19 protein-coding genes, 1 pseudogene and 1 riboswitch are annotated in these 20,096 nt (G+C 76.9%); of the genes and pseudogenes, 11 read left to right on the top strand and 9 right to left on the bottom strand.

Going from position 1 to position 20,096, the window contains the following annotated elements; all coding sequences use genetic code 11:
• Window positions 1-106: 106 nt before the first annotated feature.
• Both JIG38_RS12565 and JIG38_RS12560 read right to left on the bottom strand, forming a co-directional pair.
• Window positions 107-943, bottom strand: coding sequence for a maleylpyruvate isomerase N-terminal domain-containing protein (locus JIG38_RS12565; RefSeq protein ID WP_199424163.1), 837 nt, complete (start codon window positions 941-943; stop codon window positions 107-109).
• A complete protein-coding gene (locus JIG38_RS12560) occupies window positions 940-4,170 on the bottom strand; it encodes an adenylate/guanylate cyclase domain-containing protein (RefSeq protein WP_199424162.1) in 3,231 nt (1,076 codons plus the stop codon). The genes JIG38_RS12565 and JIG38_RS12560 overlap by 4 nt, the downstream gene beginning before the upstream one ends.
• A 78-nt stretch (window positions 4,171-4,248) precedes the next feature.
• Here JIG38_RS12560 and JIG38_RS12555 point away from each other — a divergent pair, with 78 nt between their 5' ends.
• The 3 genes from JIG38_RS12555 (at window position 4,249) to JIG38_RS12545 (ending at window position 6,507) form a co-directional block, all read left to right on the top strand.
• A complete protein-coding gene (locus tag JIG38_RS12555) occupies window positions 4,249-5,229 on the top strand; it encodes a cyclic nucleotide-binding domain-containing protein (RefSeq protein ID WP_199424161.1) in 981 nt (326 codons plus the stop codon).
• 127 nt (window positions 5,230-5,356) lie between these two features.
• Window positions 5,357-5,782 carry an ATP-binding protein gene (locus JIG38_RS12550; RefSeq protein ID WP_199424160.1) on the top strand — a complete coding sequence of 142 codons (426 nt, stop codon included), beginning with the start codon at window positions 5,357-5,359 and terminating at the stop codon, window positions 5,780-5,782.
• Window positions 5,779-6,507 (top strand): DUF72 domain-containing protein, encoded by a 729-nt coding sequence (locus JIG38_RS12545; protein ID WP_199424159.1) that lies wholly within the window; start codon window positions 5,779-5,781, stop codon window positions 6,505-6,507. Before JIG38_RS12550 ends, JIG38_RS12545 begins: the two co-directional genes overlap by 4 nt.
• A gap of 31 nt (window positions 6,508-6,538) precedes the next feature.
• Here the strand turns inward: JIG38_RS12545 and JIG38_RS12540 are convergent, their stop codons facing one another.
• The 3 genes from JIG38_RS12540 to JIG38_RS12530 all read right to left on the bottom strand — a co-directional run bounded on the left by JIG38_RS12540 (window position 6,539) and on the right by JIG38_RS12530 (window position 9,367).
• On the bottom strand, window positions 6,539-7,732 hold the full coding sequence (locus tag JIG38_RS12540) for a carboxylate-amine ligase (RefSeq protein ID WP_199424158.1): 1,194 nt from the start codon (window positions 7,730-7,732) through the stop codon (window positions 6,539-6,541).
• 59 nt (window positions 7,733-7,791) lie between these two features.
• Window positions 7,792-8,481 (bottom strand): DUF2231 domain-containing protein, encoded by a 690-nt coding sequence (locus JIG38_RS12535; protein WP_233404927.1) that lies wholly within the window; start codon window positions 8,479-8,481, stop codon window positions 7,792-7,794.
• Between the two features lie 73 nt (window positions 8,482-8,554).
• On the bottom strand, window positions 8,555-9,367 hold the full coding sequence (locus tag JIG38_RS12530) for an SDR family NAD(P)-dependent oxidoreductase (protein ID WP_199424157.1): 813 nt from the start codon (window positions 9,365-9,367) through the stop codon (window positions 8,555-8,557).
• A gap of 173 nt (window positions 9,368-9,540) precedes the next feature.
• On the opposite strand from JIG38_RS12530, the gene JIG38_RS12525 reads away from it, so the two are divergent.
• From JIG38_RS12525 to JIG38_RS12515, 3 genes are all read left to right on the top strand, one after another.
• Window positions 9,541-10,521, top strand: a complete 981-nt coding sequence (locus JIG38_RS12525; protein ID WP_199424156.1) for an aldo/keto reductase — start codon at window positions 9,541-9,543, stop codon at window positions 10,519-10,521.
• A 172-nt stretch (window positions 10,522-10,693) separates the two neighbouring features.
• Window positions 10,694-11,059, top strand: a complete 366-nt coding sequence (locus JIG38_RS12520) for an ATP-binding protein (RefSeq protein WP_199424155.1) — start codon at window positions 10,694-10,696, stop codon at window positions 11,057-11,059.
• A gap of 40 nt (window positions 11,060-11,099) precedes the next feature.
• Window positions 11,100-11,522, top strand: a complete 423-nt coding sequence (locus tag JIG38_RS12515) for an OsmC family protein (protein ID WP_199424154.1) — start codon at window positions 11,100-11,102, stop codon at window positions 11,520-11,522.
• Between the two features lie 37 nt (window positions 11,523-11,559).
• Here JIG38_RS12515 and JIG38_RS12510 read toward each other — a convergent pair whose 3' ends face one another.
• Window positions 11,560-12,369, bottom strand: a complete 810-nt coding sequence (locus tag JIG38_RS12510) for a C40 family peptidase (RefSeq protein WP_233404925.1) — start codon at window positions 12,367-12,369, stop codon at window positions 11,560-11,562.
• A 16-nt stretch (window positions 12,370-12,385) separates the two neighbouring features.
• A riboswitch (cyclic di-AMP (ydaO/yuaA leader) is annotated at window positions 12,386-12,512 on the bottom strand.
• A 315-nt stretch (window positions 12,513-12,827) separates the two neighbouring features.
• On the opposite strand from JIG38_RS12510, the gene JIG38_RS12505 reads away from it, so the two are divergent.
• Window positions 12,828-15,149: a putative bifunctional diguanylate cyclase/phosphodiesterase gene (locus JIG38_RS12505; protein ID WP_199424152.1), complete on the top strand. Its 2,322-nt coding sequence runs from the start codon at window positions 12,828-12,830 to the stop codon at window positions 15,147-15,149.
• 39 nt (window positions 15,150-15,188) lie between these two features.
• Here the strand turns inward: JIG38_RS12505 and JIG38_RS12500 are convergent, their stop codons facing one another.
• On the bottom strand, window positions 15,189-15,938 hold the full coding sequence (locus JIG38_RS12500) for a lysophospholipid acyltransferase family protein (protein ID WP_199424151.1): 750 nt from the start codon (window positions 15,936-15,938) through the stop codon (window positions 15,189-15,191).
• Complete coding sequence (locus JIG38_RS20260; protein ID WP_199424150.1) at window positions 15,938-16,279, bottom strand: S-adenosylmethionine decarboxylase; 342 nt, start codon at window positions 16,277-16,279, stop codon at window positions 15,938-15,940. The genes JIG38_RS12500 and JIG38_RS20260 overlap by 1 nt, the downstream gene beginning before the upstream one ends.
• 376 nt (window positions 16,280-16,655) lie before the next feature.
• On the opposite strand from JIG38_RS20260, the gene sqr reads away from it, so the two are divergent.
• Genes sqr through JIG38_RS12480 form a run of 3 tightly spaced genes read left to right on the top strand, consistent with a single transcriptional unit; the run spans window position 16,656 to window position 18,825 of the window.
• Window positions 16,656-17,954, top strand: a complete 1,299-nt coding sequence (gene sqr, locus JIG38_RS12490; protein WP_307844880.1) for a type III sulfide quinone reductase, selenoprotein subtype — start codon at window positions 16,656-16,658, stop codon at window positions 17,952-17,954.
• A gap of 10 nt (window positions 17,955-17,964) precedes the next feature.
• Entirely contained in the window at window positions 17,965-18,279 is a 315-nt protein-coding gene (locus tag JIG38_RS12485) for a TusE/DsrC/DsvC family sulfur relay protein (RefSeq protein WP_199424149.1), read from the top strand.
• Window positions 18,280-18,288: 9 nt separating this feature from the next.
• A complete protein-coding gene (locus JIG38_RS12480) occupies window positions 18,289-18,825 on the top strand; it encodes a DsrE/DsrF/DrsH-like family protein (RefSeq protein WP_199424148.1) in 537 nt (178 codons plus the stop codon).
• Between the two features lie 9 nt (window positions 18,826-18,834).
• On the opposite strand, the gene JIG38_RS12475 is transcribed toward JIG38_RS12480, so the two are convergent.
• Window positions 18,835-19,491 (bottom strand): response regulator, encoded by a 657-nt coding sequence (locus JIG38_RS12475; protein WP_199424147.1) that lies wholly within the window; start codon window positions 19,489-19,491, stop codon window positions 18,835-18,837.
• A 48-nt stretch (window positions 19,492-19,539) separates the two neighbouring features.
• On the opposite strand from JIG38_RS12475, the pseudogene JIG38_RS21250 reads away from it, so the two are divergent.
• Window positions 19,540-20,031: pseudogene (locus tag JIG38_RS21250) on the top strand (GAF domain-containing protein); the annotation flags it as partial.
• Window positions 20,032-20,096: the final 65 nt, after the last annotated feature.

Here is a 20,096-nt window from a genome sequence, read left to right as displayed (position 1 = left end):
CCGGCTTACCCGCTTTTTGCAGAACCGCGGTGCCCCGGGGGCCCGGTCGCGACCGGACGCGTGCGGGGCGGACCCCAGGGACCGCCCGGCACGCGCGCGTCCGGGCTCAGGGGCCCGGCACCATCGCCTTGAGGCGCGCCGCGAGGCCCGCGTCGCCGACGACGTCGACGCCCGAGCCCTCGAGCGCGACCCGGCCGTACGCGACGAGGAGCAGGACCGCGTCGTCGCCGCGCAGCACGGCGTCGGCCGGGCCCTCGTGGGGCGTCCACGAGGCGCCGTCGTACCGCGCGCCGAGCCGGACCGTCGGACCCTCGAGCGCGAGCGTGGTGCCCGGCGCGGGCGGGGTGCCCGCCGCGGCGAGCGCGGGCCAGAACGCCGCCAGGACCGTCGCGCACGCGGGCAGGACCACGGACCCGCGGTGCCCGTGGTCGCCCGCCCCGAGCATCGCCGCCCTCTCCCCGGCACCGGTCACCGCGCCGCGCGCGTCCCGCGCGGCGGCGACGAGGTCGTAGGTGTGCATCGCCGCCTCCATGGTGAAGACCTGGCGCGCGAGCCCGAGCGGCACCGGGCCGTACGGCATGGGCACGACGGCGTCCTCGGGCGCGTCCCGGGTGACCTCGAGCGCGGCGACGAGCGCGTCGCGCGCCGCGGCGAGGGCGGCCACCAGCCCGGCGCGCGGACCCTCGGCGGGGGTCCCCGCCGCGACCTCGGCCCCCGGGGGCTCCCCGGCGCCGCGGAGCAGGCGCAGGCCGTCGGCCTCGAGCGTCATGCCCCAGTGGACGTGACGCGCGAGGTCCTCGACGGTCCAGCCGGTGAGCGCGGTGGGCGCGTCGAGCAGCGCGTCGCCGCCCTCGGCCAGCGCCGCGAGGAGGCGCGCCCACTCCGCGGCCTCCACGCGCGCGGTGCGGTGCCCCGCACCGGGCGACGCCGACGGCGCGGTCATGCGCCCGCCCCCGGGACGTCGCCCGCGCGCACCCGCTCCAGGGCGGCGCGCGCCTCGGCCGCGAGCCGGACCGCACCCAGCGCCTCGTCCTGCCGCACCGCCTCCTCGAGCGACCGCACGGCCGCGTCCCGGTCGCCCGCCGTCGCGAGCGCGAGGCCGAGCGGGTAGGACGCCGAGCCCAGCACGAGCGCGCCCGAGCCCAGGACGACGACGTGCCCGGCCCACGGCGCGAGCAGCCCGGCGAGCGCCCGCGCGGACTCGACGTCGCCGACCCGGTGCGCGGCCTCGGCGAGGTAGGTCGTCGTCGTCGACCAGCTGAGGTCCCCGACCCGCTCCCCGAGACCCACGTCGCGGTGCACCGCGACGTGGCGGCGCGCCGCGGCGGCGTCGCCGAGCCGCGCGAGGACGACGGCGGACGCGAACGACCAGCGCGTCGGGTCGCGCGCGACGAACGGCTCGACGACGTCCAGCGCGTCCTCGGGGCGGCCCGCGTCGAGGAGCCAGCGCATGCGCTGGATCGCCCAGACCTGGGCGACGTCCGCGTAGTGCGCGCGCCGCCCCTCGTCCCGGAACGCCTCGACCAGGCCCTCGGCGCGCGCGAGGTCCCCGGCGAGGAGGGCCCGCGCGGCGCGCCACATCGGGGGGTACCAGAACCACAGGGGACGCCCGAGGCGGGCGACGAGGTCCGTCGCGCGCTCCTGGGCGGCGTCGGCCGCGGCGAGGTCGCCGTGCTCGAGCGTGTCCAGCAGGTGCAGGCGCTCCGCCTCGAGCCGCAGCTCGAGGTCCTCGGTCGCGTCCGCCGCGGCGAGCGTGCGCCGGCCGGCCTCGAGGCGCCGCGCGAGGAGCGCGGGGCCGGCCTGCGCGGGACGCTGCGCGAGCAGGGCGCCCGCGATCGCCGCCGGGTCGCCCGAGGCCTCGGCGAGCACGACCGCCTGCTCGCACACGGCGGCCCCGGCGGCGTCCCCGGCGAACACGAGCGCGCGGCCCAGGGCGGCGAGCACGCGCGAGCGCCGCGTCCGGTCCTCGGGCGGCAGCGCCGCCTCGGCGGCGCGCAGGAGGCGGACCGAGCGCGCCCCGTGCTCCGTCCGCGGCAGGCGGCTCGCGAAGAGGGCACTCTCGTGACCCAGTGCGGCCTCGAGCAGCGCGTCCGCGTCCTCGCGCGCGAGCGCCTGCTCAGCCGCGGTCGCGAACGCGGTCATCGCCGGCTCGAGCCGGTTGGACCGGCGCTCGGCCTCGCCGAGGAGGAGCCGGCGGCGCAGCCGGTCGGCGCCCGCCTGGAGCCCCGGGAGGTCGAGGGCCCGCGCGACGAGGTCGGCGGCGCGCTGCGGCGAGCTGACGAGCGCGTCCCGGGCGGCCGCCTCGAGCGCGTCCGCGGCCTCGGCGGCGAGCGTCGCCGGGGTGGTGCCGTCGGCGAGGCCGGCGGCCGTCGTCGGCAGCGTCTCGACGGCGAGCGCGAGGTGCGCGCCCACGAGCTCGTCGGCGTCGTCGCGCCGGTCGCGCAGCCAGCGCGCGAAGCGCACGTGGAGCTCGGCGCGGTGCCGGCGGGCCATCGAGCCGTACGCCGTGTCCCGCAGCAGCACGTGCCGGTAGGTGTAGGCGCGGTCGCTCACGCGGTCCTCGTGCGGGCCGGAGAGGAGGCCCGAGCGCGTGAGGTCGTCGACGGTCGCGAGGGGGTCCTGCACGCCGAGGGTCGGCAGCGCCTCGAGGGGGAAGGAGACGCCCGGGACCGACCCGCGCTCGACGACCGAGCGGCTCGCCCCCGGCAGCGCGTCGAGCTGGCCCTGGTAGATCGCGTGCACGGTGCTGGGCACCTCGACGTCGCCGCCCTGGAACGCCCACGGGCCGTCGTCGCGCGTGAGCACGCCGGCCTGGATCCAGGAGCGCAGCAGCTCCTCGACGAACAGGGGGTTGCCGCCGGACGCGGCGACCACGCTCGTGAGGAAGTCGTCCGGGACCACGCCGGCGCCGACGAGGTGCTCGACGAGCGCGCGCGTGGCGACGTCGTCGAGGGGCGGCAGGTGGAGCGTCGTCGCGGGCGGCAGGTCCTCGGGTGCGAGGCCCGCCGGACGCCCCGTGAGCACGACGAGGCGTCCGCCGCGGCGGGGGTGCGCGACGGCGTGCCGCAGGAACGCGCGCAGGTCGGGCGCCGCGAGGTGCACGTCCTCGACGACCCACACGGGCGGCGGGCCCTCGACGGCGTCGAGCACGGTCGTCCACGCGGTGTAGAGGTCGGCGGGCTCCTCGCCGAGCTGCTCGCGCGCGAGCAGGGCCGCCGTGCGCCGCGCGTGCGCCGCGCCGTGCTCGGGGGCGAATCCCCGCGCGACGAGCGCGTCGGCGAGGTGGTCGGCGACCGGGGCACCACCCTCGGCGCCCGTCCCCACGAGCGACGCGACGGCCGCCTCGAGGAGCGGGACGAGCGCGCCGTAGCCGCGGTCCGGCTGGACGCCCAGCTGCACGGTCCACGTGGCGTGCCGGGCGGCCGCGGCGCGCGCCGCGAGCTCGGCCACGAGCCGCGTCTTGCCGACCCCCGGCGGCGCCACGAGAAGGACGGCGTCGTCCGCCCGGGCGACGCCCGCGCGCTCGAGGTGGGCCTCGAGCTCCGCGAGCGGGGCCTCGCGCCCGAGCAGGGGCGCGCGCAGGCCGTGCAGGCCGAGGCCGCGCACGCGCTCCGGTCGCGGCGCGACGACGCGCCAGGTCGGCAGGGGTGCGGCCTTGCCCTTGAGCGTGAGGGTCGCGCCCGGCTCGACGACGAGCACGTGGGCGGCGCCGAACGCCGTCTCCGGGCCGAGCAGCACCTCGCCCGGGGCCGCGGCGGCCTGGAGCCGGGCCGCGGTGTTGACCGTGTCGCCCGTGACGCGCCAGCCGTCGTCGTCGCGCGTCACGACGACGTTGCCCGTGTCGACGCCGACGCGCACGCGCAGCGTCCCGCGCTCGAGCCCGAGCTCGTCCTCCGCAGCCGACGCCGCCTCGACGAGCGCGAGGCCCGCGCGCGCGGCGCGCACCGGGTCGTCGTCGTCGGTGCGCAGCGTGCCGAAGGTCGCCATCACGGCGTCGCCGATGAACTTCTCGACGTGCCCGTCGTGCTCGGCGACGACGCGCGCGGCACGCTCGAAGTACGCCTCCTGGATGCCCGCGACGTCCTCGGGGTCGAGCGCCTCCGACATGCCCGTGAAGTCGACGACGTCGCAGAACACGACGCTGACGACGCGGCGCTCGGTGGTGGCCATGGCGAGGCCGACGCTAGCGTGTGACTCCCGTCCGCGGCGTGCGCCGCACGGGTGCACAGGCCCCGTGGAGGTCTCGTCATGGTCGTCCGGAGCGTCACGTCCCTGTCCTGGATCCCGTCCGAGCTGCTCGGCGGCCCGATGCGGGTGCCCTTCGACCTCGGGCTCACGCACTACGACGAGCCGCCGCCCGACGTGCTCCACGACGTCGAGGCGCTGCGCCGCGCGGGGCGGTTCCGCTTCGTCAACCGCGTCCGCGTCGAGGTCGACGCGCACGACGGCGTCGTGACCGGGGTCCGGCCCGCGCCGGGCCACGGCGGCGTCATCGGGCTCACCAACCTCCTCGGCGGCGCCGTGCGCTTCCCGGCCGTGAAGATGCCCGACCTGCTGGAGTGCTCCGTGGCGCCGGACGGCTCGGCGGCCGTGGTGCGCCAGACCGTCGGCGGGCGTGCCCCGCTCCCGGCGCCCCGCCTCGTGCGCGGCCGCGGACGGCTCGTCGCCCCGCTCGTGTGGACGACGCTCGAGCTGGTGGTCCGGGCGGACGGGAGCGCGAGCCACCGCGTCGTCGGTGCGAGCGCGTTCCCGCGGCACTGGGTGTACGGCGACGACGACCGGCTCGTCGAGAAGGTCGCGACGACCGACGCCGCCTCGTGGCTGCACACGATGACGGAGGACGAGAACCCGTGGCGCGGCGTCGACGCGCCCGCCGTCACGGCCCCCGTGGAGACCGAGCTCGAGCGGCGCCTCTCCGGCGAGGTCATGGGCCGGCGGCCCACGGTCCGGCGGCTCACCGAGGGCCAGGCGCTCTTCCGGCAGGGAGAGCCCGGGGGGCTTGGGCCAGGGGGGCTCGCGGGTGGGGGCGCGGGGGGGCGCGAGGGCGCGCGGCTCGCCGAGATCGGCCCCGGGGCGATCCTCGGCGAGCGGGCACTGCTCGAGGGCGCACGGACCGCGACGGTCGTCGCGGTCACGCCGGTCACGGTGGCGCTCCTCGACGGCGCGCGGCTCGACCGCGACGACCTGGCCCTGCTCGTCGACGGCCATCGGCGCGAGGACGCCGGCTGACGTCCGGCGAGGTGCGTGTCCGCCGGACGGGCGGTCGCGGTCGCCTCGACCTGCGATGTTGCTCCGCACCGGGCACAGTGGGAGCTGTGAGCCGTCGAGCGGAGCAGGGGAGCCGGAGGTGGACGTCGTGGAGCTGAGGGTGCCGGCAGACGTCAGGCACGTCCGGCGTGCCCGGCAGTGGGTCATGGCCCACGCGGGGGCACGGGGCCTGGCGGCGCCCGCGCTGCGCGTCGTCGAGCTGCTCACGAGCGAGCTCGTGACCAACGCGGTGAAGTACGGCGGCGGGGACGAGGTCCTCGTGCGGGTCACGCCCGCGGCCGGCGGCGTGCGGGTCGAGGTGCACGACGAGTGCCCGCTCACGCCGCAGGTGCTCGACCCGGAGGACGCGGCCCCGGGCGGGCGCGGGATGCGCCTGGTGAACCTGCTCGCGGACCAGTGGGGCGTGGACCGCCGCGAGCCCGCCGGCAAGGCCGTGTGGTTCGCGGTGCCGCGCAGCGGCCGCCGGCGCCACGGGCGTGGCGTCGCGGACGAGCTGGCGGCCGCGCCGGCGTGAGCGGGATCCACGTCGGGACGTCCGGCTGGAGCTACGACCACTGGCACCCCGAGCTGTACCCGCACGGCTCGTCGCCGCACGAGCGCCTCGGCCACTACGCCCGGACGTTCGCGACGGCCGAGCTCAACGCGAGCTTCTACCGCTGGCCGACCGACCGCGCCTTCGCGAGCTGGCGGCGCCGCCTGCCCGACGGCTTCCGCCTCTCGGTCAAGGCGCCGCGGGGTCTCACGCACGCGAAGCGGCTCTACGCGCCCGAGGCGTGGGTCGACCGGGTCGCGCGCGGCTGGCACGAGCTCGGCGACCGCCGCGCGGTCCTCCTCGTCCAGCTCCCGCCCGGCATGGTGCGCGACGACGCGCGCCTGGACTGGTTCCTGCGCACGCTCCCGCCGTGGCTGCAGGTGGCTGTCGAGATGCGCCACCCGAGCTGGCACGACGACGCCGTCCTCGCGCTGCTCGAGCGGCACGGCGCGGCGTACTGCGTCATGAGCGGCGCGCACCTGCCCTGCGTGCTGCGCGCGACGGCGCCCGTCGTCTACGTCCGCCTGCACGGCCCCGACCGCGCGCACCTCTACGCGGGCTCGTACCCCGAGGCGGACCTGCGCTGGTGGGCCGACCGCCTCAGGGAGTGGCGCGACGACGGCCATGAGGTGCTCGCCTACTTCAACAACGACGGCGACGCGAACGCCGTCCGCGACGCACGCCGGCTCCGCGAGCTCGTCGGCTGAGCGGGACGCCGGGCGGCGCCCGGCGTCCGGCTCAGCGCGTCGTCAGCGCCGTGGCACGACGGACGACGTCGCCGACGTCACCGCCCTCGGCGAACCAGGCACGCTGGCGCGTCGCACCCGTGCCGCGGCGCCAGGGGCCCTGCAGCAGCTCGGTCACCGCCTCGAGGTCACCGAGGTCCTCGAGCGCCGGACGCACGTGCGTGACGAGCTGGTCCACGGCCTCCTGGGCTGGCACGGGCCGGAACGTCACCGGGCTGACGAGGTCTCCGCCGAGGCCCGAGCGCGACGCGCGCCACGTCGCGGCACGCAGCTGCTCGACCCGCACGTCGGGCGCCGGCTCACCGGCCGCCGCAGAGCGCGCGGCTGTCTCGACGAGGCCACGGACGAGGGCGGCCAGGAGCGCGGCGTCGTCGGCCTGGAGGCAGACGTCCGCGATGCGCACCTCGACCGTCGGGTAGCGGGCCGAGAGGCGCGCGTCGAAGTAGATCATCCCCGTGTCGAGGATCGCGCCGGTCGCGACGAGGTCGTCGACGACGCGCCGGTACTGCTCGGCCGAGCCGAAGCGCGGCACCGGACCCGCCGTCGGCCAGCGGTTCCACACCTGGGACCGGAAGCTCGCGTACCCGCTGTCCTGGCCGTTCCAGAAGGGCGAGTTCGCGCTCACCGCCAGGAGCACCGGCAGCCAGGGCCCGATGCGGTCGAGCACCGCGACGCCCTCGTCGGCGTCGGCGATGCTCACGTGCACGTGGCAGCCGCACGTGAGCTGCTCGCGCGAGGTGAGGGCGAACTCCCGGTTGATCTCGCGGTACCGGGCGCCGGGGGAGAGGGTCGGCACGACGGGCGGCGGGGCGGTGCCGAGCGCGGCGACGTCGGCGCCGACGCGCCGCGCGGCCGCGGCGGCCCGCTCGCGCCCCTCGCCGATCTCGTCGCGCAGCGCGGCGAGGTCGGTGCACGGGCGCGTGCCCGTCTCGATCATCTGCTCCTTGAGCTCGGCCTCCAGGTCGCCGCCCGGCTCGTCGGGCGCAGGGTCGCCCGGCCCATGAGCCTCCGTGACGCGTGGCCCGCCGTGGCGACCCGCGGGCCGCTCGCTCGCGTGCCCCGCGAGGCTGCGGTCGTCCTCGTCGGTCGCCGCGGCGGCCTCGGCCAGCACGGCACCGGCCACGCCGACCACCTCGCCGTCCGGACGCACCAGCAGGTACTCCTCCTCGACCCCCACGGTGCGCACGCGTGCAGTGTGCTGACCTTCCGCGCCGGCTGCATCCCGAACCGGCGCGGCCACGGTGTTCAGGCGACCACCGCGTCGCCCGCGCGGTCGCGGCCCACGCGCTGGTCGGGCGGCAGCGACTCGGCGAAGGCGGCGTCCCGGCTGCTGACGTTGCGGGCGACCGCGAGGTGGGCGCCGAGGAAGCCGCTCGCCCCGACGGCGCCCGCGCCCGCGAGGCCGAGCACGACGCCGCTCGCGTGCCGTCCGCGGCGGCGGGCGAGCCACGAGGCGGCGAAGAGCCCGAGCGCGAGCGAGTTGCCCGCCGCGTGCGCCACTCCCACGCGAGCGTCGCGCCGGCCGAGGTGTGCCCACTCGGCCAGGCCGGTGACCGCGGTCGGCACGGCCGCGAGCACGCCGATCCCGACGAGCCGCTGGGCGGCCGCGCGGGACTCCTCGCCACCGACGAGGTCCAGGAGGACGGCCGAGGCCCACGCGCCGATCGGCGCGTCGGTGAGCAGCGGGTGCACCGCGTGGCCGAGCTGGCGGCCGAGCAGCAGGTCTCGCCGGGCGTCGTCGGCGACGAGCGCGTCGGCGACCGGGCGCAGCGCGTCCACGGCGCCGTCGAGGCGCGCCTCGCCCTCGAGCGAGCGGGCGAGGCCGACGAGCGGCGGTCGAGGGGCGCCGGCGGAGTGCGGGGACGGCGTCGCGGGGCGCGTCGTGGTGGGAGGGGTGGGGGGCGGGGTCGTGCCCGTCTCGGGTGCAGTCATCATGGGCCTCCGGGTCCGTGGCGGTCGGTGGGTGGGAAGGGTCGTGGCGTCGGGCCGCAGGTGCGCCGGGAGCGGGTCAGCCACCGCGCGGGCGGGTCGCGGCGCCGTGGACCGCGGCCTGTGCCGGCACCGGCAGGACACGGGCCATCGCCGCCTGGCTCTTGCCGAGCGCGCCGACCACCACGTGGTCGTCGCCGGCGAACAGGGCCTCGAGGCCGGCTCGCGCGACGTCCGCCGGGTCGCTCTTCGGCCCACGCGCGGCGAGCGTCGAGGTCATGTCCGCACGCTCGAAGAACGCGGTGTCGGTCGGCCCGGGCTGGAGCGCGGTGAGCGTGACCCCGCTGCCGCGCAGCTCGTGGCGCAGGGCCTCGGTGAACGACTGCACGAACGTCTTCGACGCGGCGTAGGTCGCGTACCACGGACCGGGCATCGTCGCGGCGACCGACGACGTCACGAGCACGCGCCCTGCGCCGCGCGCGACCATCGCGGGGAGGAGCCGGTGCGCGAGCCGGACGACGGCGAGCACGTCGAGCTCCACGAGATGCTCGTGGTCCGCCAGGTCCGCCTCGAGGAACGGTCCGCCCAGGCCGACACCCGCGTTGAGCGCCAGGACGTCCACCGGGGCGCCTGCGGCCTCGACGGCGGCGACGAGCCGGTCGACGCCGTCCGACGTCGCGAGGTCCGCTCGGACGGCGCTCACGGCGGTCGCCGGCGCGGGGTCCGCGCGAAGCCCGGCCACGTCGTCGTCCTCGGCGCACACGACGAGGTCGTGGCCGCGCTCGGCGAGCCCGTGCGCGAGCGCGAGGCCGATGCCGCTCGAGGCGCCCGTGACCACCGCGAGCGGGCGCCGCCCGCCGTCGGACGGGCCGGGTGACGTGGTCGCACTCATGGGGCCTCCTGGCTCGGGACGGGTCCAGCCTCACCCGGGGTGCCGCCGGGCGCATCCGCACGACGGTCGCGAGCTCGTGCGCCGCTGCCCGGTGAGCACCCGGGCACCGGCCGCGATCGGCCCGGGATGACGCCCGGTCGGCGAGCGGTGGCGCGGCGCGGCATCCTGGGGCGATGACCGCTCCGTCGACGCCCGGCCCGACCCCCTGGATGCGCCCGCTCGGCTCGACGGGCCTGCAGGTCTCCGCCGTCTGCGCGGGCGGGAGCCCGCTCGGCTCCATGCCCGCGCTGTACGGCCGCGACGTCTGCGCCGACGAGGGCGTCGCGACGGTCCGGGCGGTGCTCGACAGCCCGATCCGGATGATCGACACGTCCAACGGGTACGGGGACGGCGAGAGCGAGCGCCGCATCGGTGCCGCGATCGCCGCCGCCGGCGGTCTGCCGCCGGACGTGCTCGTCGCGACGAAGGTCGACCCCCGGGGCCGCGACTTCTCGGGTGCTCGCGTCCGGGAGTCGGTCGCGGAGAGCCGCGATCGCCTCGGGCTGGACCACCTGCCCCTCGTGCACCTGCACGACCCGGAGCACTTCACCTTCGCCGAGATCACCGCGCCGGGCGGGGCGCTCGAGACCCTCGTCGCGCTGCGCGACGAGGGCGAGGTCGGTGCGATCGGCCTCGCGGGCGGGCCGGTGGACGAGATGGCGCGCTACCTCGACACGGGCGTCTTCGACGTGCTGCTCGTCCACAACCGCTGGACCCTGCTGGACCGCAGCGCGGGGCCGCTGCTCGAGGCCGCCGTCGCGCGCGGCACGGGCGTGCTCAACGCCGCGGTCTACGGCGGCGGCGTGCTCGCGCGGCGGTACGAGGAGGGGCGCGCCGTGCGGTACGGGTACCGGCCCGCGCACCCCGAGGTCGCCGCGGCGCTCGCCCGGATGCAGGCCGCGTGCGACCGGCACGGCACCGACCTGGCGACCGCGGCCCTGCAGCTCTCGCTCCGGGACGACCGCATCGCCTCGACCGTCGTCGGGATGAGCCGGCCCGCCCGGGTCGACGCGACGATGGCCGCCGCGGGGGCGGAGGTGCCCGAGGCGCTCTGGGCCGAGCTCGAGGGCCTGCTCCCGCCGGCGGGTGCGTGGCTGGACGCTCGGCGTCCGTGACGTGCGCGGGCACTCGGCGTGCGAGACGCTGCCCCGGATGCGTGATCCCGCCCACGGGTGCAGGCTGATGAGCGCCCGGCGTGTCCCCCGGCGTGTGCGGCGTCCCCGGGCCGAACCCCCGGTGCGCGTCCCTGTCCCAGGCCGCGGCGCGCGCCGCGGCGGAAGGAGGACGGTGCGCTTCGTAGCAGACCCGGGGCAGATCGCCGCGACGCGTCGGTGGGCGACGTCGGTCGCGCGCGCCGCGGGCGCGTCCACGCACGCACTGCGCATCACGGCGCTCCTGGTGACCGAGGCCGTGGCGAACGCCGTGATCCACGGCCCCGAGGACGGTGACGTCGTCGTCGACGTCGAGACGCGCGACGGAGTCGTGCGCGTGAGCGTGGCCGACGCGTCGGACGCCCTGCCCGTGCTGCGCGATGTGCCGCCGACCGCGAGCGGAGGGCGCGGCATCATGCTCATCGACCGTCTGGCCGGCGACTGGGGCGTCGAGCGGCACCCGCGCGGCGGCAAGACCGTCTGGTTCGAGGTGCGCCTGTGACCGTGCGACGGGACGCTCCGGGCGATGGGAGGATCGGGCCATGGCCGACGACCCGCACCGCTCCGTCCACGTCGCACGCGTCGAGGCGGGCGTCTACGTCGCTCGCAACGTGCGCGGCGGCGAGCTGAGGATCTCGAGCTCCGGGGGCTCGACGTTCACCCCCGTCGAGCTGCTGCTGGCCGCGATCGGGGCGTGCACCGCGGTCGACGTCGACACGGTCACGTCGCGCCGGGCCGAGCCCGACCGCTTCGAGGTCCGGGTCGACGCCGCGAAGGTGCGGGACGAGGGCGGGAACCTGCTGCGCGACCTCGTGGTCACCTTCGACCTCGCCTTCCCCGAGGGCGAGGCGGGCGACGCCGCCCGGTCCGTGGTCGCGCGGGCCGTGCAGGTGTCGCACGACCGCACGTGCACGGTCTCGCGCACGGTCGAGGCGGGCACCCCGGTCGAGGTGCGCCTCGCCTGACGTCGCCGGCCGGCGCCGGCCGGCGCCGCTGTGCCGCTCAGCCGACGCGGATGAAGACCGGGTTCGACTGGTACATCTCGCGGAACTGGACCGTGCTGCCGGGCTGCGGGGAGTCGATGATGGTCCCCGCGCCGGCGTAGATCGCGATGTGGCCCGGGCTCCAGACGAGGTCGCCGGGCTGCGCCTGGTCCGCGGGGACCTCGGTGCCGGCGTAGCGCTGGTCGGACGACGTCCGGGGCAGCGTGATGCCGACCTGCGCGAAGACGTACGACGTGAAGCCCGAGCAGTCGAAGCCGTCCGGCGTCGTGCCGCCGTAGACGTAGGGCGTGCCGACGTAGCGCGCGGCGATCTCGACGACAGCGCTGCCGACCGCGCTCGCCGGCACCGGGGCGCCGATCGACGCCGCGGGGGCCGGCTCCCGCGCGGCGCTCCGCGACGGCGCGGGCTCGGCCTCCGGCTCGGGCTCCGGCTCGGGTGCCGGCGGCGGGTCGGCCACGACCGTGATGGCCGGGACGTCGAACGTCCAGGCTGCGTCGGCCGGGACGCTCACCGTGGGGGCGAGCTCGAGGGCCGCACGCGTCGGGGCCGTGAGCGACGTGGTGTCCACCGTCGGCAGGGACGGCTGGTCCGTGCTGGGGCCGGCCACGGCGGGCGCCGCGAGCATCGAGACGACCAGGCCGGACGTGCCCGCGACCGCTGCGGTGCGGCGCGCGGCGCCGGCGAGGTGGCGGGAGGCGAGCGCGGCGGCGTCGTCGAGCGGGGTGCGCGGGGAGCCGCCGGCGCGGTGCCGGGCGGGCCGGGCGGACAGGGTCGGCGCCTCGGGGGAGGGCAGCGCGGTCGTGGGCAACGGGACCTCCGGTCGCCTGCGAGGTGAGCTGTCGGGTTCGGGCGGGAAGTGCGCCCGGCCGGACGAGTCCGGCTTCACCCCGAGGGCGCCGGCCGTGGTGGCCCGGCGTCCGAAGGTGGTTCCCCCGCTCCTGCCGCGGTTCGTGCTCGACCCTCGGCGGTGGCAGGACTCGGCGGTCCACCTCGGGCTGCTCCAGGGGAGGAGCGCGCTCATGCTAGGGCCCGCGCGGGTCCTGTGTCACGAACAGGTCACGGCGCGTCCCGCGGCCGTCGGCGCGACGCGTCGTGAGCCGTGTCGTACCAACGCTGACTTCTTTTCACCCGGGCCTATGACCGTGATCACGCCCGCGGGCCTCAAGGACGCGCGCACCCCGGTCGATACCTGGGGCGAGATCGTGTGGAGGCACGCGGTGGTCGGCGACGGTGCCACTCACCCGTCGACGACAGGCAGGGGACTTCGTGGTGCAGGTCGAGCAGGCGCGCTACCGCCGTGGGAGCGTGACCGGCGCGCGCCCGGTGATGCCTGCGGCCGCTCGGGCCCTGCCCGGGGCGCTGCCCTGGGCCGTGCTCGGCACGGGTGCCCTCGCGACCCGGTGGATGCCGGGGGCCGAGACGGGTCAGGCGATCCGCACGACCCTCGTGGTGACCCTCACGGTCTTCTTCGCCGTCCTCCTCGGCCGCCTCCTGGTCGCGGCCCGCCGTGAGCCCGAGCGCCGCGTGCCGCTCCTCGTCCTCGCGGGCTCCGTGGGGCTGTGGGCCGCGGGCAGCGCGAGCGTCGGGGCGGAGCAGACCTCGGGCGCGGTGACGTTCCCCGCGCCCGGCGAGGTGCTGTGCCTCGCGTCGTACCTCGGGCTGGCCACCTTCCTGCTGCTCGACGCGCGGCGCCTGCCGTCGACGAAGGCCGCGGTCTGGCTCGAGGCCGCCGTGCTGTGCGGCGCGGGGGTGTGCCTCGCGTCCTTCGCCGTCCTCACGCCGCTCTCGGCGGCCTTCGCGGCGGGCGGCCTGACCCTGCTGCTCGCGATCCTCTTCCCCCTCATCAACGTGCTCCTGGCGGCCCTCGTCCTGGCCCAGGCCCTGCTGCGGCAGCGCACCCGCTCCCGCCGCACGCTCGGTCTCATGGCGGGCTTCGTCGCGCTCGCCGTCGCCGACTGCACGTTCATCGTCGCCATCGCGACGACGCAGACGTACTCCGCGAGCCTGCCCATGGACGCCCTGTGGGGGGCCGGGTTCGCCCTCGTCGTCGGCTCGGCGTGCTCGCCGCGCGGGCCCGAGGACGCCGGCCCGCCGGCACGCCCCGCGGGCGCCGTCCTCGTCACGGGCGCGGCGCTCGCGCTCGCGCTGCTCGTGCTCGACCCGGCCGGCGCCGTCGGCTGGGTGATCAAGGCCTTCGCCATCGCGACGCTCGTCACCACGGGCGCCCGGACCGTGCTCGCGCTGCGTGAGGCGCGCGCCGCCGCGGAGGCCCTCCGGCTCTCGCTCACCGACGAGCTCACGGGCCTGCCCAACCGGCGGGCGCTGCTGACCCAGGGCGACGCGGCGATCCGGCGCGGGGACGACCTGGGCGTCCTCCTGCTCGACGTGGACGGGTTCAAGGACGTCAACGACAGCCTCGGGCACGCGGTGGGCGACGACGTGCTGGTCACGCTCGCGCACCGGTTGCGCGCTGCGCTGGACGCCAAGGTCCTCGTGGCGCGCCTCGGCGGGGACGAGTTCGCCCTGCTCGCGCCCGGCCGGGACGTCCTGGCCCTCTTCGACGTGGCCGAGCAGGTCCGCGGCGTCATCCGCGAGCCGCTGCGCGCGGGCGGGATGGACCTGCGCCTCGACACCTCGGTCGGCGTCACGGTGGGCGAGGCGGGCGACCAGTCGGCGACCGAGCTGCTCCGTCGCGCCGACATCGCGATGTACGAGGCCAAGCAGACGCGCTCGGGGGTGCTCCTCTTCGACGCGGCGCAGGACGGCGTCGCCGCGCACCGGCTGCGCCAGGGCGAGGCCCTGCGCAGCGGCATCGCGGCCGACCAGCTGGTCGTCTGGTACCAGCCGCAGGTCGACGCGCGCACGCGCCAGGTGGTCGCCGTCGAGGCGCTCGTGCGCTGGGCCCACCCGACCGACGGCCTGCTCTCGCCGGTCTCCTTCCTCCCCGACGCCCGCCGGTCCGGGCTCATGCCCGCGCTCACGGAGGCGGTGATGCACCGTGTCATCGCCGACGCCGAGCGCTGGCACGCCGCCGGCCACACGTTCCGCGTCGCGATGAACTGGGCGCCGCCCGAGCTCGTCAGCGGCCGGCTGCTGCCCGGCCTGTTCGCCGCCCTCGCGGCGTCGTCGCTGCCCGCCGACCGGCTGCTCGTCGAGGTGACCGAGGACTCCTTCCTCGCCGACCCGGAGCGGGCCCGCGCCGCGCTGCACGACCTGCGCGAGCACGGGGTCGGCGTCTCGATCGACGACTACGGCACGGGGTTCTCGTCGCTCGCGTACCTGCGCGACCTGCCCGTCGAGGAGCTGAAGATGGACCGGTCGTTCGTGCGCGCGGTCGCCACGGACGAGCGCAGCCGCATGATCGTGCAGTCCACGACCCAGATGGCGCGCGCGCTCGGGCTGCGGCTCGTCGCGGAGGGGGTCGAGGACCAGAGCGCCGCGGCGCACCTCGTCCCGCTCGGTGTGGACGTGCTCCAGGGCTACCACATCGGGCGGCCCATGCCGGCCGAGGCGATCGACTCGTGGCTCGACGCATGGGTCCGCAGCGCCGCGACCGTCCCGCAGGCGCGCAGCCCCCGCGACCGCTGACCCGTCGTCAGGGCGCCGCGTCGCGAGGGCCGCGTGCGGTCAGACGAGCGCGGCGGGCGTGAGCAGGTCGAGGTCCTGCGTCGTCCACCGGCTCGAGGGGACGCGGAACTCCTCGAGCGGCGGGACGTCCACGCCGTCGAGGCCGATGCCGAGCGTGACGAGGCGGTGCGCGTCCGGGAACCTCGTGCGCTGCGCGTCGAGCGTCGGCGCGCACACCGTGTAGACCGGCGTGCTCGCTGCGGACCCGAGGTACGGCGCGGTCGTGGTGCCCGGCAGGGCGCGGCTCGCGAGGCCGACCGCGCCGAGCATGCGGCGCACCCGCTCGTCGAGCACGGCGACGTACGCGGACATCGCGTTGGCGCGGCAGACGGCGATGAGCCCGTGGTACAGCGCCGCCGCGAGCAGCCCGGTCGAGGTGCCCGTCCCACGGCGCACGCCGAGCGTGGCGACCTCCCAGGTCGTCGCGAGGTCGAGACCCGCGGCCGCGGCGGCGCGCGCGCCGTCGACGCGCCAGGGCTCGCGCTCGAGCTCGACGAGCGTCTTGAGCCCGGCCGCGCCGCCCGGCGGGAGCAGCCGCACGGCGCCGACGACGTCGTCCTGGGCGGCGACGACGAGGAAGACGGAGTCGTCGTCGTACGGTCCGTACTCGGCGTCGAGCTCGGCGCGCGTGTTGCCGTAGGCCGCGTGGAAGACGGCCGCCTCGCACGCGAGGGCCGACGACCGCAGCGCCCGGTCCACGTCGAGGACCAGGCGCAGGCCCGGACCCGGTGCGGGGGAGGGGACGCCCATCAGAACTCCTTGTGGACGACGGTCGGGGCGTCGAAGTAGGCGCGCGTGAACTCGACGACGGCCTCGGCCGAGAACGGCTTGCACGCGTAGATGTCGACGCTGAAGAAGAGGTCCGGCTCGTCCCAGGCGTAGAAGTGCGCGCCCGACGTCTCCCAGTGGATCCACCCCGCCCAGCCGTACAGGGGCGACTGGTGGGTCGCAGGCTCCATGAGCGCGACCATGTCGATCTCCTTGGACAGGCGCGAGAGGTAGTCGCGGATCTGGTCAGCGCTGATGGGCTCGCGGCACAGGCCCTCGACGACGAGGCGCTGACGGCAGATGGTGGGGGCGAGGTCGAGCACGGGGTTACTCCTCGGTAGTGATCGGATGTGCGGCCAGTATGGTTGGGAGCGCGGCCATCGCCCCGGTTTGCGGTCACCCGGTCGGCCCTTGTCATCGGCGCGGAGTCACGCTGGGTCACAGCGTCCGTGCCGTCCGCCGGGACCGAGGTCCCCGAGCGCGCGCCGCGACCGCGCCGCGCTCCGCCGGCGCCGTGGTCGGGTCCGCGCCCGGCCCTGGTCCACGACCGCGCCGCGCCCCGTTCGGCCCACGGCTGCGTCACGTCCGGCGGCGGCGTCCGCGCCGGGTCGGCCGGACCGGCCGAACGGCCCCGGCCGGTCCGGGCCGACCCGGGCCGGCCGGCCCTGGTCGTCCTCGCGCGTCCCCGCGACGCTCGAGGTGCCGACGACGACGGAGGACCCGATGCCGCACGTGGTGATCCTGGGCGGGGGCACCGCCGGGACCATGGTCGCCAACACCCTGGCCCGCCGCGTCGCGCGCCGGCGCGGGACCTGGCGCATCACCGTGGTCGACCAGGACGACCGGCACCTCTACCAGCCCGGGCTCCTGTTCCTGCCGTTCGGCGCGGGCGGCGAGCAGGACCTCGTCCGGTCGCGCCGTCGCCTCCTGCGTCCCGGCGTGGACCTGGTGGTCGCGGGCGTCGAGGCCATCGAGCCCGCCGCGTCGCGGGTGCGGCTCGACGACGGGCGCGTGCTCGGCTACGACCAGCTCGTGGTGGCGACCGGCACCGCCCCGCGTCCCGAGCAGACCCCGGGTCTGCAGGAGGGCGGCCGGCGCGGCACGGTGCACGGGTTCTACACGCTCGAGGACGCCCTCGCGCTGCGCGAGGCGCTCGCCTCGTGGGCGGGCGGACGGATGGTCGTCCACGTCGCCGAGATGCCCGTGAAGTGCCCGGTCGCGCCCCTCGAGCTGACGTTCCTCGCGGACGCCTTCCTGGCCGACCGCGGCCTGCGCGCGCGCACCGAGCTGACGTACATCACCCCGCTCGAGGGCGCGTTCACGCGCCCCGTCGCCGCCGCGCACCTCGGGAGCATGCTCGCCGCGCGCGGGATCGACGTCGTGCCGGACTTCGTGGTCGACCGGGTGGACCCGGACGCCGGGCTGCTCGTGTCGATGGACGAGCGCGAGGTGCCGTTCGACCTCCTCGTGACGGTCCCCGTGAACATGGGCAGCGACGCGGTCGCGCGGTCGGGGCTGGGCGACGAGCTCCAGCACGTGCCCGTGGACCCGGGCACGCTCCAGCACGCCGAGCACGAGAACCTCTTCGCGATCGGCGACGCGGCGGCGATCCCCGCGTCCAAGGCGGGCTCGGCCGCGCACTTCCAGGCCGAGGTGCTCGTGCCCCACCTCCTGGACCAGGCCGCGGGACGGCCGCTGACGCACCTCTACGACGGCCACGCGAGCTGCTTCGTCGAGTCCGGCCACGGCAGGGGCCTGCTCATCGACTTCGGCTACGACGTCGAGCCGCTGCCCGGCCGGTACCCGGTGCCCGGCCTCGGGCCCCTCGGCCTGCTGGCCGAGACCCGGGCCAACCACTGGGGCAAGCTCGCCTTCCGCTCCGTCTACTGGAACCTGCTGCTGCCGGGCCGGCGGCTGCCCGTCCCGACCCGCGTCACGACGGCAGGCCGGCGAGCGCCCGCGGCCGGGACACCCACCACCACCCACGCCGCCGCCTAGGAGGTGCGCCGTGACCGTCGTCGAGCTCGAGGGTCGTCCCGTGCACGTGGACGCCGAGGGGTTCCTCACCGAGTACGAGGAGTGGGACGAGGACCTGGCCCGCGCGCTGGCCGCGCAGATCGGGATCGAGCTCACCGACGCGCACTGGGTGGTCCTGCGCTTCCTGCGCCAGGACTTCCGCGAGCGCCACGAGACCCCGACGACGCGTCGCGTCCAGGTCGTCGGCGGCGTCCCGGTCAAGGAGCAGTTCGCGCTCTTCCCGAAGAAGCCCGGCCGCAAGATGGCCTACGTGGCCGGCCTGCCCAAGCCGCACGGCTGCGTCTGAGGAGGACCCGTGACCGTCGCCCAGCCCGCCCCGCTCGTCGCCCCCGACTTCGGCGACGACGCCTCCGACGACCGCACGCTCGCGATCATCTGCTCCAAGGGCAACCTCGACATGGCCTACCCCGGCCTCGTGCTCGCGAACGCCGCGCTCGGCGAGGGCGTCACGACGCACCTGTTCTTCACGTTCTGGGGCTTCGACATGATCGTCCGGTCGCGGATGTGGGACCTCAGGTTCTCGCCCGTGGCCAACACCGCGATGCACCTGCCGGTGGGTGACGTGCGCCTGCCGCAGGCGCTGGCCCCGGCGCCGGGGGTCTCGGCCCTCACCACGCGCATGATGAAGAAGCAGCTCGAGGACCTGGGCATCCCGGAGGTCCCCGACTTCCTCGACCAGATCGTGGCCGCGGGCGGGCACCTGTGGGGGTGCCGGATGTCCGCCGACATGTTCCGGCTGACGCCCGAGGACCTGCGCGACGACGTCGAGGGGATCATCAGCGCGTCCGACTTCATCGAGAAGACCGCGGGCGCGCAGCTGCTGTTCGTCTGAGCGCGCCGGTCACTCGCCGAGGAGGCGGGTCGCGAGCACCGCGGCCTGCGTGCGCCGCTCGACGCCGAGCTTGGCGAGCACGTTCGAGACGTAGTTCTTCACGGTCTTCTCCGCGAGGAACATCTCCTCGCCGATCTGCCGGTTCGTGAGCCCGCGGGCGATGTGCTCGAGGATCCGGCGCTCCTGGCCCGTGAGGTCCTTGAGCTCCTCCGGCTGGTGGGGCCCCTCGCGCAGCCGGTCGAGCACGCGTCGCGTGACGACCGGGTCGAGCAGGGACTGGCCGGCCGCGACGCGACGGATCGCGTCGACGAGGTCCGCGCCGCGGACCTGCTTGAGCACGTACCCCGACGCGCCCGCGAGGATGGCCGCGAACACCGCCTCGTCGTCGTCGTAGGAGGTGAGGACGAGGGCCGCGACCGAGGGCATCGCGGAGCGCACCTGCCGGCAGACGTCGACCCCGCTGCCGTCCGGGAGCCGCACGTCGAGCACCGCCACGTCGGGTGCGAGCGCGGGGATGCGCCGGACGGCCTCGGCGGCCGAGCCGCTCTCGCCGACCACCTCGAGGTCCGGCTCCTGGCCGAGGAGGTCGCGCAGCCCGCGCCGGACCACCTCGTGGTCGTCGAGGAGGAACACGCGGACCTTCCGGGCACCCTCGTCCTGGGCCATGCTGGCAGTTGTACTCGCGTTGCCGGCACGTGTCGACGGAGGCCCCGGATGACGACGACCGCCCGGACCACGGACGGGAGGCCCGACGGCGACCCGCCGCTGCCCGACGCCGTCGCGGCGGGGCTGGACCGAGGACAGGTGGCGGCGCTGCTCGACGCCGTCGTGGCCGTGGGCGGGGACGCCGGCCTGACGGCGACCCTCGAACGGCTCACGCGGTCGGCGTGCGTCCTGCTCGGCGCGCGGTACGGGGCGCTCGGGGTGCTCGCGCGCGACGGCTCGCTCGGGCGGTTCGTGACGTACGGCGTGTCCGACGCCGAGCGCGCCGCGATCGGCCCGCTGCCGTGCGGGCGCGGCGTGCTGGGGGTCCTGGCGCGCGAGCCCGGGCCGCTGCGGCTGCGCGACCTCACGCAGCACCCCGAGGCGGTCGGGTTCCCCGCGCACCACCCGTCGATGCGCACCTTCATGGGTGTGCCCGTGCGGGTGCGCGGCGAGCCCTACGGCATCCTCTACGTCACCGAGAAGGCGGGCGGGGAGGACTTCACGGTCGAGGACGAGGTCCTCGCCTGCGCGCTGGCCTCGGCCACCGCGGTGTCGATCGAGGCGGC

Source organism: Actinotalea solisilvae, assembly GCF_016464425.1.
Taxonomy (GTDB): domain Bacteria; phylum Actinomycetota; class Actinomycetes; order Actinomycetales; family Cellulomonadaceae; genus Actinotalea; species Actinotalea solisilvae.
This window is presented reverse-complemented; position numbering and strand designations above follow the sequence as displayed.